General features: G+C 69.4%; 10 protein-coding genes and 3 pseudogenes. 5 read left to right on the top strand and 8 right to left on the bottom strand.

Going from position 1 to position 12,283, the window contains the following annotated elements:
* Nucleotides 1–561, bottom strand: a pseudogene (locus SALMUC_RS18625) (hypothetical protein); the annotation flags it as partial.
* Nucleotides 562–729: 168 nt separating this feature from the next.
* On the opposite strand from SALMUC_RS18625, the gene SALMUC_RS18620 reads away from it, so the two are divergent.
* Nucleotides 730–1,413, top strand: a complete 684-nt coding sequence (locus SALMUC_RS18620; protein ID WP_020038998.1) for an SIMPL domain-containing protein — start codon at nucleotides 730–732, stop codon at nucleotides 1,411–1,413.
* A gap of 53 nt (nucleotides 1,414–1,466) precedes the next feature.
* Here the strand turns inward: SALMUC_RS18620 and SALMUC_RS18615 are convergent, their stop codons facing one another.
* From SALMUC_RS18615 to carA, 3 genes are all read right to left on the bottom strand, one after another.
* Nucleotides 1,467–2,747 carry an O-acetylhomoserine aminocarboxypropyltransferase/cysteine synthase family protein gene (locus SALMUC_RS18615; protein ID WP_020038999.1) on the bottom strand — a complete coding sequence of 427 codons (1,281 nt, stop codon included), beginning with the start codon at nucleotides 2,745–2,747 and terminating at the stop codon, nucleotides 1,467–1,469.
* Nucleotides 2,748–2,835: 88 nt separating this feature from the next.
* On the bottom strand, nucleotides 2,836–4,722 hold the full coding sequence (locus SALMUC_RS18610; protein WP_021120625.1) for a glycosyltransferase family 2 protein: 1,887 nt from the start codon (nucleotides 4,720–4,722) through the stop codon (nucleotides 2,836–2,838).
* 97 nt (nucleotides 4,723–4,819) lie between these two features.
* The gene (carA, locus tag SALMUC_RS18605; protein WP_020039001.1) at nucleotides 4,820–5,959 is read right to left on the bottom strand and encodes a glutamine-hydrolyzing carbamoyl-phosphate synthase small subunit; all 1,140 of its coding nucleotides are present in this window, start codon (nucleotides 5,957–5,959) and stop codon (nucleotides 4,820–4,822) included.
* 195 nt (nucleotides 5,960–6,154) lie between these two features.
* Here carA and SALMUC_RS18600 point away from each other — a divergent pair, with 195 nt between their 5' ends.
* Complete coding sequence (locus SALMUC_RS18600) at nucleotides 6,155–6,616, top strand: GatB/YqeY domain-containing protein (protein ID WP_020039002.1); 462 nt, start codon at nucleotides 6,155–6,157, stop codon at nucleotides 6,614–6,616.
* Nucleotides 6,617–6,683: 67 nt separating this feature from the next.
* Here the strand turns inward: SALMUC_RS18600 and SALMUC_RS18595 are convergent, their stop codons facing one another.
* From SALMUC_RS18595 to ctaD, 3 genes and pseudogenes are all read right to left on the bottom strand, one after another.
* Nucleotides 6,684–7,580, bottom strand: coding sequence for a hypothetical protein (locus tag SALMUC_RS18595; protein ID WP_020039003.1), 897 nt, complete (start codon nucleotides 7,578–7,580; stop codon nucleotides 6,684–6,686).
* 106 nt (nucleotides 7,581–7,686) lie between these two features.
* A pseudogene (locus tag SALMUC_RS29100) lies at nucleotides 7,687–8,094 on the bottom strand (DUF2244 domain-containing protein); the annotation flags it as partial.
* Nucleotides 8,095–8,230: 136 nt separating this feature from the next.
* Complete coding sequence (gene ctaD, locus SALMUC_RS18585) at nucleotides 8,231–9,904, bottom strand: cytochrome c oxidase subunit I (protein WP_020039005.1); 1,674 nt, start codon at nucleotides 9,902–9,904, stop codon at nucleotides 8,231–8,233.
* A 295-nt stretch (nucleotides 9,905–10,199) separates the two neighbouring features.
* On the opposite strand from ctaD, the gene SALMUC_RS18580 reads away from it, so the two are divergent.
* A complete protein-coding gene (locus SALMUC_RS18580) occupies nucleotides 10,200–10,403 on the top strand; it encodes a hypothetical protein (RefSeq protein WP_020039006.1) in 204 nt (67 codons plus the stop codon).
* Nucleotides 10,404–10,520: 117 nt separating this feature from the next.
* Nucleotides 10,521–10,970 (top strand): GNAT family N-acetyltransferase, encoded by a 450-nt coding sequence (locus SALMUC_RS18575; RefSeq protein WP_020039007.1) that lies wholly within the window; start codon nucleotides 10,521–10,523, stop codon nucleotides 10,968–10,970.
* A 5-nt stretch (nucleotides 10,971–10,975) separates the two neighbouring features.
* On the opposite strand, the gene lipB is transcribed toward SALMUC_RS18575, so the two are convergent.
* Entirely contained in the window at nucleotides 10,976–11,638 is a 663-nt protein-coding gene (gene lipB, locus SALMUC_RS18570) for a lipoyl(octanoyl) transferase LipB (protein ID WP_020039008.1), read from the bottom strand.
* A gap of 178 nt (nucleotides 11,639–11,816) precedes the next feature.
* On the opposite strand from lipB, the pseudogene SALMUC_RS31220 reads away from it, so the two are divergent.
* Nucleotides 11,817–12,164: pseudogene (locus SALMUC_RS31220) on the top strand (peptidoglycan-binding protein); the annotation flags it as partial.
* Nucleotides 12,165–12,283 lie beyond the last annotated feature (119 nt).

Genomic DNA, 12,283 nt, shown 5'->3' with positions numbered 1-12,283 from the left:
CGCCCCGGTCGCGGCGGGCGCCTCCATCGGGGCGCCGATGCGGATCGGGCGCGTCGGGCGCGAGGGGGCGGGGCCGGTCCAGTCGCTGGCGGCGCCGAACCAGATCGCGCCCTGGAAGCGGTCGTCGGGATCGGTCGCGGTAAAGCCCGCGGGCTCGAAGCCCCGGGCGCGGAGGAAAGTCTCGGCCTCGTCCAGCGTCTCGCGGGCCACGGCCGCGGCGCGCAGCTGGCCATTGCCGGCGCGCGACCAATCGACGACGAGATCGCTCACGTCGTAGGGGGTCGCCCCGTCGAGCGCCGCGAGCGCGGCCGCCGCGCGGGCGTCCTCGCCGCCGCCGGGATCGTCGAGATCCAGGTAGCGAATCTGCGCCTCGGGCAGGATCAGCAGGACGCAGGCGCCATCCGACGCCTGGGCCTGCGCCGTGTCCCGCAGGCCGCGCAGCGCGCCGTCGAGATTATCCGCGTCGAGCGCGACCTCGTCCAGCGGGCGCCAGGTGCCGCCGTCCCGGACCAGCAGGGTGATGCCGTCGAACGACAGGGAAAGCGCGAAGTTCGGTACCATGCCCGGTCTCTATCACTGCTCGCGCGGCGATGGGAGTCCCATGCCGCGGACCCGCAGTCTACAGCAGCTCTTCGCCCAGTGAAAGAAGCTTGCCACGGCAGAGGCTTGCAGGCGGCGGCGGAGCGGGCGATGTTGTCGCCGGACCCATCCAGACTGCCGGAGATCGCCATGCGCCTTGTCGCCCTCGCAACCCTTTGCCTGCTCGCGCTTCCCCTGCCTGCCCTGGCGCAGGAAGACACCCCGCGCATCACCGTCACGGGCAGCGGCGAGGCCGCCGCCGTGCCCGACATGGCGACCGTCCGCTTGGGCGTGACGGCGCAGGACGCCAATGCCGGCGCCGCCATGGATTCGGCCTCCGAGATCGCCGCGGCGATCCTCGCGCGGCTCGACGGGCTCGAGATCGCGCCGCGCGACCGGCAGACCTCGAACATCAGCCTGCAGCCGGTCTGGCAAAACGGCGAGGACTCCGACGGCCCCCGGATCACCGGCTACGAGGCCAGCAACGAGCTGACCGTACGCGTGCGCGATCTCAGCCGGCTGGGCGACGTGCTGGTCGCGGTGCAGCAGGACGGGGCGAACCGACTCTCGGGGCTGACCTTCGGCCTGCAGGAGCCCGGCCCGGTCATGGAGCAGGCCCGCCGCGACGCGGTGGCCGACGCCATGGAGACCGCCCGCGTGCTGGCCGAGGCCGCGGGCGTGCGGCTGGGCGCGGTGGTCTCGATCTCGCAGCAGGGCGGCGGCTATGCCCCGCAGCCGATGATGGAAATGGCCCGCGCAGCCCCCGCCCCGGTCGCGGCCGGCGAGGCGGTGCTGAACGCGCGGGTCACCATGGTCTTCGCGCTGGAGGACTGACCCGCCCCCTCTCGCTATCCCTCCCCCGAACCGGGGGAGGGAAGAGCCGCGCCTCAGCCGCCGGCCTTGGTCAGCGCCTGGTCGAGATCGGCGATCAGGTCCTCGGCGTCCTCGGTGCCGATCGAGATCCGCACCACGTTGGGCGCCGCCCCGGCCGCGACCTGCTGCTCCTCGGTGAGCTGGCGGTGCGTGGTCGAGGCCGAGTGGATCACGAGGCTGCGGGTGTCGCCGAGGTTCGCCACGTGGCTGAAGATCTCGAGCGAATCCACCAGTGTCATGCAGGCCTCGTAGCCGCCCTTGAGCGCCACGGTGAAGAGACCGCCCGCGCCCTTGGGGCAGATCTTCGCCACGCGGTCGTGCCAGGGCGAGGAGGGCAGCCCGGCGTAGGTCACGCTCTCGACCGCGGGGTGCGTCTCGAGCCAGGAGGCGACCCGCGTGGCGTTTTCGACGTGCTTCTGCATCCGCAGGCTCAGCGTCTCGATGCCCAGCATGGTGTAATGCGCCGCCTGCGGGTTCAGCGTCATGCCGAGGTCGCGCAGCCCGATGGCGATGCCGTGGAAGGTGAAGGCCAGCGGGCCGAAGGTCTCGTGGAACTTCAGGCCGTGGTAGGCGGGCTCGGGCTCGCTCAGCGAGGGGAACTTGTCCGAGGCGGACCAGTCGAACTTGCCCGAATCGACGATGGCGCCGCCGGTCACCGTGCCGTTGCCGGTCATGTATTTCGTCAGCGAATGCACCACCAGCGTGGCGCCGTGCTCGATCGGGCGGCAGAGATACGGCGTGGCCGAGGTGTTGTCGACGATGAGCGGCAGGCCCGCCTTGTCGGCGATGGCCGCAATGGCATCGAGGTCGGTGATGTAGCCGCCGGGGTTCGCGATGCTCTCGCAGAAGACGGCGCGGGTGTCCTCGTCGATTGCGGCCTCGACCGCGGCGGTGTCGTCGAAGTCGACGAAGCGCGCGGACCAGCCGAAGCGTTTGAAGGTCTGGCTGAACTGCGTGATCGTCCCGCCGTAGAGCCGGGTCGAGACCACGACGTTGCGCCCGGGCGCCATGAGCGGGAAGAGCGCCATGATCTGTGCCGCGTGCCCCGACGAGCAGCAGACCGCCCCCGCGCCGCCCTCGAGCGTCGCGACACGCTCCTGCAGCGCGGCGACGGTGGGGTTGGTCAGGCGGGAATAGATGTAACCCACTTCCTGCAGGTTGAAGAGCGCCGCAGCGTGGTCCGCGTCGCGGAAGACATAGGCGGTGGTCTGGTAGATCGGGGTCTGCCGCGCGCCGGTGGCCGGATCGGGCCGGGCGCCGCCGTGGATCTGCAGGGTATCGAAGCCGTGGGTCATGTGTCCCTCCCGTTTGCTTTGTCTCGCGCAAGATCGTTACGCCAAGCGGCGCCCTGCGGCAATGGGGTGGCCGGGCCGGGGCCGCGGCTCAGGCCTCGTCGGCGGGAAGATCGGCGTCCGCGTGGTCCGGGGCCGAGCACCCGTGCGCCGTCTTGTCCCAGAAGAAAGGCCGGGTGAGCACCTCGAAGAGCGCCTTGTAGGCGGCCAGGGTCGCGAGCGGGAAGTAAAGAACCAGCGTCGGCACGAAGGGCAGCAGCCCGGTGTGCGGGCTGCGGGCGACGGCGGCGATGGCGACGATCAGCGAGATCGCCTCGGCGCCCAGGAAGGCCAGCGCGAGGGTCTTGACCTGCGCGGGGGACGCCAGCGCCTCGACCGGGTGGGGCAGGCCCGCCAGCACCAACCAGAAGGACCAGAGCACCGGGGCCAGCAGGAACTGCAGCACGCCCGCGAGGTAGACCAGCTGCACGCCGAGGAACTTCCACGGGCCGAGTTGGCGCAGCAGGAGCCGCGGGCGGCGCATGTGAACCATCCAGGTGATCATGTAGCCCTTGAGCCAGCGCGAGCGCTGCCGCACCCAGGGCCAGGCGCGGTTGTTGGCCTCCTCGCGGGTGACCATCGGCACCAGCTCGGTGCGATAGCCGTAGCGCGCCAGCCGCAGGCCCAGGTCGGCGTCCTCGGTCACGTTGTGGGCATCCCAGCCGCCCAGCTCCTCGAGCACCTCGCGGCGGAAGAAGACCGTCGTCCCGCCCAGCGGAACGACGAAGCCCAGCCTCGCGAGGCCGGGCAGGATGAGCCGGAACCAGGTCGCGTACTCGATGGTGAAGCACCGCGACAGCCAGTTGGCGGCGGGGTTGTAGAAATCCAGCACCCCCTGCAGGCAGGCCACCGTCGGCGGCGCCCGGACAAAGCGGGCGGCGACGCGGCGCAGCTGGTCGGGGGCGGGCGAATCCTCGGCGTCGTAGACCCCGACGATCCTGCCGCGGGCAAAGCGCAGCGCGTAGTTCAGCGCGCGGGGCTTGGTGGTGACGCGGCCCTCCGGCACCTCGATCACCCGGGCCCAGGGCGGCAGCCGCGCGCCCGCGAGGGCGGCCCGGGTCTGGTCGTCACGCGCCTCGAGGATCAGCAGCACGTCGAGCCGGGCACGCGGATAGTCCAGCCGCGCGAGGCGACTCATCAACGCACCGGCGATATCGGCCTCGCGAAACAGCGGCACGAGCAGCGAGATCACCGGCGGAGGCTCGGCCGGCGGATCGCGTGGCGCGGGGCGCCGCTGCCCGGCGACCAGCGCGGCCACCTTGAGCACCTGCGCGCAGAGCAGCGTGGCCACCGCGAGGCAGGCGGCCCCGGCGAAGAACAGCGCCGGCTGCAGGAATAGCGTCATCACCGCCGCAAGGGCGATGCCCACCGCGAGCACGGCCCGCCCCGGCGTCAGCCGGTCCATGTCGCGGCAGCTTTCGGCGGCGCAGACCCGTGTCTCGGCCGCGCGGGCCAGTTCGGCCCCGTGCCGGGCCGCGATCTGGTCGTGAATGTCGGATTCCAGTGCCAGCGCCATGGCGACGCGACCGCAGCCCTCGGGCAGGGCGGCGATCACCGCGTCGAAGCGCTCGGGCTGGGCGGTGGCGATCACCAGCGTGTCGCCCATCCGCATCCATGGCAGCGCCGCGTGGCGCAGGCAGAGCTCGGGCGGCATCAGGGTGGCGAGCGCCGGGTCCGGCGGCGCAGTCTCGCGGTCGAGCCGCAGCGCGCCGTAATGCAGCGCCTGGGCCTCAAGGACCTCGTCCGGCGTGGCCAGCGCCTCGGCCAGCAGCACGCGCGGCAGCGTCGCGCCGCTGTGCCGCGCCTCGCCCACCGCCAGCGCCGCCTGCGAGGGCGCGATGGTGCCGTTTTCCATGAGGATCGAGCCCAGCGGCCGCCCGCGCGGCAGGCCCGCCTGGGCGTGGCGCGACGTCTGGAACACAGGTCGTGGATCGCTCATGCGTCGCCTCCCCTCCGCTGGGACGGGAGCACTTTCATGCCATTTTGGTAAAGAGACCGTTAATTCCGGCCCATCGGCACGCCCTGTGCGCCGATGTTCACATGCTGTTCACGAACCGTTCGAAAAGATAGAAGCTGTCCTGCGGTCCCGGGCTGGCCTCGGGGTGGTGCTGGACCGAGAACACGGGGCGGTCGGCCATGCGAATCCCGCAGTTCGAGCCGTCGAATAGGCTGATGTGCGTCTCGCGCACGTCCGAGGGCAGGGTCTGCCCGTCGACCGCGAAGCCGTGGTTCATTGAGGTGATCTCGACCTTGCCGGTCTCGACCTCCTTCACCGGGTGGTTGGCGCCGTGGTGGCCGTGGTTCATCTTGACGGTCTTGCCGCCCAGGGCCAGCGCCAGCATCTGGTGGCCGAGGCAGATCCCGAAGACCGGCAGCTCGGTCTTGTCGAGGATGCCGCGGATCATCGGCACGGCATAGGCGCCGGTCGCCGCCGGATCGCCGGGGCCGTTCGACAGGAACACGCCGTCCGGCTGTTGCGCCAGCACGTCCTCGGTGGTGGCGGTGGCGGGCAGCACGGTCACCTCGCAGCCCGCCGAGGCAAGGCAGCGCAGGATGTTGCGCTTGGCGCCGTAGTCCACGGCGACCACCTTCTTGCGCGGTGCGGTCTGCCGCTGGTAGCCCTCGGGCCAGGCCCAGCGCATCTCGTCCCAGCGGTAGCTCTGCGCGCAGGTCACCTCGCGCGCGAGATCGAGGCCGGTCAGCCCGGAAAAGCCGCGCGCGGCCTTGATCAGTTTCTCGACGTCGAAGTTGCCCTCGGGGTCATGGGCCAGCGCGACATGCGGCGCGCCCTGCTGCCGGATTGCGCGGGTCAGCCGCCGGGTGTCGATGCCGCCGATGGCGATGCGCCCGCGCGAGGCCAGCCAGTCCGACAGTTCCTGCACCGCGCGCCAGTTCGACGACTGCGTCGGCATCCACTTGACCACCATGCCCGCGGCCACCGGATCCTGCGTCTCGTCATCCTCGGGATTGACGCCGGTGTTGCCGATGTGGGGGAAGGTGAAGGTCACCACCTGTCCGGCGTAGGAGGGATCCGTCATGATCTCCTGGTAGCCCGACATGGCGGTGTTGAAGCACAGTTCCGCCTCGGTCTGGCCCGTGGCGCCGAAGCCCTGTCCATAGAACAGCGTCCCGTCGGCAAGAGCGAGGCAAGCTGTTGGTTTCGCGCTGGCGGGCATGGGCGACTCCTGACGGTTCGGGGTGGCGGGCAGATCGCGCCAGAGATAAGCCCTGCCCAGAACGGGGTCAAGAGCGCGTCGGCTTTTAGAAAACAAGTGAAAACAGTGCGTTACGCCTGAATTCCCGTGCAGTTGCGCGGCGATTGGCGTTTCTGTAGTGTGAACCTTCCGAACACGCGAGGGGATATCGCACCGATGGACTTGCGAGAGCGCATCCAGACCGCCACCCGGCAGGCCATGAAGCAGAGGGCGTCGGACCGCCTCTCGACGTTGCGGCTGATCAGCGCCGCGATCAAGGATCGCGACATCGCCGCCCGGGGCGAGGAGTCCGACGTGGGTGTCGGCGAGGCCGAGGTGCTGGCGATCCTCGGCAAGATGGTCCGCCAGCGCCGCGAGAGCGCGCGCACCTATGAGGAGGCCGGCCGGCTCGACCTCGCGGAACAGGAACTCGCCGAGATCGAGGTGATCGAGGAATTCCTGCCCCGCCCGATGAGCGATGCCGAGGTCGAGAAGGCAGTCGATTCGGTCGTGGCCGAGGTCGGCGCCCAGTCGATCCGCGACATGGGCCGCGTCATGGGCGTGCTCAAGTCGCGCTACCAGGGCCGCGTGGACTTCGGCCGCATCGGCCCCAAGGTCAAGCAACGCCTCGCCGGCTGAGGTCGGGCGCGAATCCGTTCGAACAAATTTGCACATTCCCTGCCAGGGAATGTGCGCCGCGCCTCGCTCAGGGGCCGGGGAACGCCGGCGCCTCGAGGGCCCAGTCCCCGGCCGACATGCGGAACCGTTGCACGAAGCGCGTCTTGAAGCCCACGCGCCCGCGCCGGGCGCCGAAGTTCTCGCCGTGGTTCAGCACGTAGAGCACCGAGGGCCGCGACAGCGGCGTCAGCCGCTGCCCGGCCAGCGCCGCGAGGTAGGGAAACATCCGGTGCTCGTGCTGCGTCATCGCCCGCAGGAAGGCGGCGCTTTCCGGCAGGCCCGGGTCGTGCAGCAGCGCCGCGCAGGAGCCGCAGAGCTTCCAGAAGGGCTTGCGCAGCGGCATCCGCGGTGTCGGCGACCCGGCCAGTGCGACGTCCCCGGTGGCGTGATCCATCACGTAGCCGGTCTCGACCAGGTAGCCCGGGGCCTGCCGCTCCAGCATCTCGGCCACGGTGCCCGCGCGCAGCAGGTCGTCGGCGTCGAAGCTCATGACATAGGCCGGGTCCCTCGCCAGCGCTTCGAGATGATCGCAGAGCGCCGCCAGCTTGCGCCACTTGTCGTTGCCGGGCGCCGGATCGTCGAAGGGCAGATGCGTGATGCGGGGATCCTCGGGCAGGGGCGGGCGCTGCTGGCAGCAGATCACCGCGCGCCAGTTGCCCTCCTGCCGCCGGAAGCTTTCCAGCGTGGCGGCCAGCCGTTCCGTCACCGCGCCCCAGTCCTGTACGTGGTCGGGGCTGACCAGCGGGACGAGGAAGACCACCTCGCGCGCCTCGGGCCGCGCCCGGCCGTGCCGCGCCGCGCGCAGCTCCAGCGCCGCGCGTTCCGAGGCGCCCGGGTCCAGCCGCCCGGCCATCCCCGGCGCCAGCGCCGCCGCGGCGCGCAGCAGGGCGCGTTTGCTCTTGGGCGTGGCGGGGGCCTGGGCCATGCGATCCTCCGGGCGGCGTCGAGGGGTGCGCCAGCTGCCGGACCCGGTCCGAGAGGTCGGCAAAGAGCGCGCGCCGTTCGTCTTCGCTCAGAAAGGCGCCGATCTCAACCTCGCGCCCCGATCCCTTGAGCGTCACGTAGTAGGGCACCGGCCCGCCGGTCTCGTGCATCGCGACGCTCACCCAGTAGGTGTTGCTGTGCCAGTCCTGCTCCGTGCCGCCGGGGTTGTGGCGCACCAGCCGCGTCTCGTCGGGCGTGAGCGTCAGGATCTCGAGGATCCGCCGGTCGCGGCTGTTGCGCCCGATGGCGAAGTAGACGCCCGCCAGCGCCGCCAGCACGAAGGGCAGCAGGCCCCAGAGAATCTGCGTGCCCAGCATCGCGATGACCGGAATCAGCGCCAGCAGGAAGAACGACAGGATGAAGATCGCGAAGCCGCGCGCGCTCAGAGACTGGTGCGGCCAGAGGTGCAGCTCGGCCCGCTCGGCGGTGGTGGTTGGTTCCCAGGCATACGGCATGTCGCGGCCGAACTTAGCATGTCCGACTCGGGCGTCTAAGGCCAAGTTGACGCAGCCCGCGTGGCGCCCCGCCGCAAAAGCAAGGGCCCCGGGGAAGATCCCCGGGGCCCGGTCATTGTCGGGTCTGCACCTGCGCTCAATGCGCGTGGTGCTTTTCCCAGTCCTCGCGCTTCGGCAGCTGCTCGAAGGTGTGCTCCGGCGGCGGCGAGGGCAGGGTCCACTCCAGCGTGTCCGCGTATTCGTTCCACGGGTTGGCCGCGGTGCAGGCTTCGCCTTTGCGCAGCGAGTGCCACATGATCCAGAAGAAGAACACGAAGGATGCGAAGCTGATCAGGGCGCCCCACGACGACACCGCGTTCCACAGGCCGAAGGCCTCGGGGTAGTCGATGTAGCGGCGCGGCATGCCCTGGCGGCCCAGGAAGTGCTGCGGGAAGAAGGTCAGGTTCGCACCGACGAACATGACGTAGAAGTGCAGCTGTCCGGCCCACTCGGGATACATCTTGCCGGTCATCTTGGGGAAGTAGAAGTAGATCCCCGCGAAGATGGCAAAGACGGCGCCCAGCGACATCACGTAGTGGAAGTGTGCCACCACGTAGTAGGTGTCGTGGTAGGCCCGGTCCACGCCCGCCTGGCTCAGCACCACGCCGGTCACGCCGCCCATGGTGAAGAGGATCAGGAAGCCCAGTGCCCAGAGCATCGGCGTCTTGAACTCGATCGAGCCGCCCCACATCGTCGCGATCCAGCTGAAGACCTTCACGCCCGTCGGCACCGCGATGACCATGGTGGCCAGCATGAAGTAGCTCTGCTGGGTCAGCGACATGCCCACGGTGTACATGTGGTGCGCCCAGACCACGAAGCCCAGCGCGCCGATCGCGATGATCGCCCAGACCATCGGCAGGTAGCCGAAGACGGGCTTGCGCGAGAAGGTCGCGATGACGTGGCTGATGATGCCGAAGCCCGGCAGGATCACGATGTAGACCTCGGGGTGGCCGAAGAACCACAGGATGTGCTGGTAGAGCACCGGGTCACCGCCGCCGGCCGGATCGAAGAAGGTCGTGCCGAAGTTGCGGTCGGTCAGCAGCATCGTGATGGCGCCGGCCAGGACGGGCAGCGACAGCAGGATGAGCCACGAAGTGACGAAGATCGACCACGAGAACAGCGGCACCTTGAACAGCGTCATGCCCGGGGCGCGCATGTTCAGGAAGGTGGTGATCATGTTGATCGCGCCCAGGATCGACGAAGCGCCGGAGACGTGCACCGCGAAGATCGCCAGGTCGGTCGACATGCCCGCCTCGTTGGTCGAGAGCGGCGGATAGAGCACCCAGCCGATGCCGGACCCCAGCTGGCCGTTGCCGCCCGGCGCGAAGACCGAGCAGACCGCGAGGGTCGAGCCCGCGACATACATCCAGTAGCTGAGGTTGTTCATCCGCGGGAACGCCATGTCCGGCGCGCCGATCTGCAGCGGCATGAAGTAGTTGCCGAAGCCGCCGAACAGCGCCGGAATCACCACGAAGAACATCATGAGGATGCCGTGACCGGTGATCAGCACGTTCCAGAGGTGCCCGTTGGGCGTGCAATTCTCGGTCGCGGTCGGGAACAGCCGAGCGCCTTCCATGCACATGAACTGAACGCCGGGCTCCATGAGCTCCAGACGCATGTATACGGTGAAGGCCACCGACACGAAGCCCACGAGCGCAGAGGTAATCAGGTAGAGAATCCCGATGTCCTTGTGATTCGTGGACATGAACCAGCGGGTGAAGAATCCCCGCTCGTCCTCGTGTTCATGGCCGTGAATGGCGGCGTCTGCCATTGCTTGTGCCTCCTGTTGGTGTCGTCCCCGGGCGCAAGCCATAGCGCCGCGCCCTTAATTCCATCCTTCTTTTAGAATGCCGGCCGGGTCGCGGCAATGATACGATTTGACATGGATCAAACATTATTGTCGCACCCGATACTCCCGTGCCGGGGCGGGCGCGGGACGGGCGCGACGCGGCGGCGTCAGGTTTTCCTGACCTGCGCCGCGACGGGAAAGTCGTTAATCTTCGGAACATTGCTGCCCCGTCGGTCATTCTTCTTGCCAAGGTGGCCGACGACAAGGAGATTTTCAGATGGCCCATTTCGACCAGATCGCCGCCCCGCGCGAACCGCTGCTCCAGCGCGTCGGCCGGCTCCTCGACACGCCTTTCGATGCGCGCCAGCGCCGGCTCGCCCGCCGCGTGGCCGAACTGCGCGGCATGACCGACGCCCAGCTCGCCCGGCGCGGCCTGACGCGCGACGAGATCATCCCCCACGTCTTCGGCACCCGCCGCTGACCGCGCACACCGATCCTGCCCCCTGCGTGAGCCCTGCTTGTTCCGTGGGTGCAGAGGGGTAGACTGGCCGGGACGGCATGCTCCCATCCCGATCGCCGTCCCGGCCGGAGACATATCTTGCAGCTTTCCCTCGAAACCGCGACACCCAGCGACCTCGACGCCGTGAAGGCGCTCGTCGAGGCGGCCTATCGCCCCTGGGTGGCCGAGGTCGGGCTGGAACCCGGTCCCCTCCACGACGATTACGCGGCCCGCATCGCGGCTGGCCAGGTGCGACTCGCGCAGGTCGACGGTCGGCTTGCAGGGCTGCTCGTGCTGATTCAGGCCGGCGATCACCTGCTGCTCGACAACGTGGCCATCGCGCCCGGCATGCAGGGCAGGGGACTCGGCCGCGCGCTGGTCGACAAGGCCGAGGAGACCGCCTGGCGGCTGGGGCTGCCCGAGGTGCGTCTCTATACACACGCACGCATGACCTCGAACATCGCGCTCTACGAACGCCTGGGCTTTCACGAGACCCACCGCGTGACCGAAAAGGGCTTCGACCGCGTCTACATGGCCAAGCCGGTCTGAGGCACTCAGCCCTCGGCGGGCTCGGCGAAGACTTCGTCGAAGCTGCGCCGCAGCGCGACGTCGAGGTCGGGCAGGGTGACCGGAAGCCCGAGGTCCACGAGGCTCGTCACCCCGTGATCGGTGATGCCGCAGGGCACGATTCCCGAGAAATGCTCGAGATCCGGCTCCACGTTGATCGAGATGCCGTGGAAACTCACCCAGCGCCGCAGGCGGATGCCGATGGCGGCGACCTTGTCCTCGGCCATGCTCCCGTCGGGCAGGCGCGGCTTCTCGGGCCGCTCGACCCAGACGCCGACGCGCCCCTCGCGGATGTGGCCAGTGACGTTGAACTCGTCCAGAGCGGCGATCACCCAGGCCTCGAGCATCTGCACGAAGCGCCGCACGTCGCGGCCGCGCCGGTTCAGGTCCAGCATGACGTAGACCACGCGCTGCCCCGGCCCGTGGTAGGTGAACTGCCCGCCGCGCCGCGTCTCGTAGACCGGAAAGCGCTGCGCGTCGCGCAGGTCCTCCGGCCGGGCCGAAGTGCCCGCGGTATAAAGCGGCGGATGCTCGACCAGCCAGACGGCCTCGTCGGCCTCGCCGCGCGCGATGGCGCCGGCGCGCTCTTCCATGAAGGCGACCGCTTCGGGGTAGCCGGTCAGCCCGTCGCTCGTGATCCATTCCACCATGAGCGGGGTAGTGACCCCAAAATCCTTGACAGGTCAACACGCGCGGGCGGACACTGCTCGCCATATTTCTGACGCCCGAGCAGCGTCGCCTCCTGTTCCCGAACGTTCCAAGGGCGCGGGACGCGGCTTCATTTACAGGTGATCGGCCGGTTCGCCCGGTCCATTCGATAGTGACCCGATGGAGATTTCCGCAATGACCAGATCCTTTACCATACAGACCTTCAAGAAACTGTCCGTGTCGACCGCCTTCGTGGCCGCCCTCGCGCTCAACCCCGGCTCCGCCCAGGCCGACGACGCCTTCGTGAAGGGGCTCGTCGGCGGCATCATCGGCGGCGCCATCGCCAACTCGGCGAAGCAGTCCCAGCGCGCGCCGCAGCGGACCTACCGCAAGGCGACGACGCGCAGCACGCCGAAGCGCAGCAGCGTGAACACCGCGCAGCGGGCCGCCAACCGCGACACCCAGACTGCGCTGAATTACTTCGGCTTCAACGCGGGCGGCGCCGACGGCATCCTCGGGCGGCGTTCGCGCTCGGCGATCTCCGCCTACCAGGTGCACATGGGCTACCCGGTCACCGGGCACCTCAACACCTACGAGCGCGACTTCCTGATGTCCTCCTATCACCGCGCGCGCGCGGGCGGGCCGGT

The organism is Salipiger mucosus DSM 16094 (assembly GCF_000442255.1).
In the GTDB taxonomy this organism is placed as follows: domain Bacteria; phylum Pseudomonadota; class Alphaproteobacteria; order Rhodobacterales; family Rhodobacteraceae; genus Salipiger; species Salipiger mucosus.
Note: the sequence above shows the minus strand (reverse complement) of the source record. Positions and strands in the feature narration are given on the sequence as shown.

Excerpts from the sequence above, each read along its gene's own strand:
- SALMUC_RS18595 (WP_020039003.1), bottom strand. The coding sequence starts at position 7,580 with ATGGCCCAGGCCCCCGCCACGCCCAAGAGCAAACGCGCCCTGCTGCGC.
- carA (WP_020039001.1), bottom strand. The coding sequence starts at position 5,959 with ATGCCCGCCAGCGCGAAACCAACAGCTTGCCTCGCTCTTGCCGACGGG.
- lipB (WP_020039008.1), bottom strand. The coding sequence starts at position 11,638 with ATGGTGGAATGGATCACGAGCGACGGGCTGACCGGCTACCCCGAAGCG.
- SALMUC_RS18580 (WP_020039006.1), top strand. The coding sequence starts at position 10,200 with ATGGCCCATTTCGACCAGATCGCCGCCCCGCGCGAACCGCTGCTCCAG.
- SALMUC_RS18615 (WP_020038999.1), bottom strand. The coding sequence starts at position 2,747 with ATGACCCACGGCTTCGATACCCTGCAGATCCACGGCGGCGCCCGGCCC.
- SALMUC_RS18610 (WP_021120625.1), bottom strand. The coding sequence starts at position 4,722 with ATGAGCGATCCACGACCTGTGTTCCAGACGTCGCGCCACGCCCAGGCG.
- ctaD (WP_020039005.1), bottom strand. The coding sequence starts at position 9,904 with ATGGCAGACGCCGCCATTCACGGCCATGAACACGAGGACGAGCGGGGA.
- SALMUC_RS18600 (WP_020039002.1), top strand. The coding sequence starts at position 6,155 with ATGGACTTGCGAGAGCGCATCCAGACCGCCACCCGGCAGGCCATGAAG.
- SALMUC_RS18620 (WP_020038998.1), top strand. The coding sequence starts at position 730 with ATGCGCCTTGTCGCCCTCGCAACCCTTTGCCTGCTCGCGCTTCCCCTG.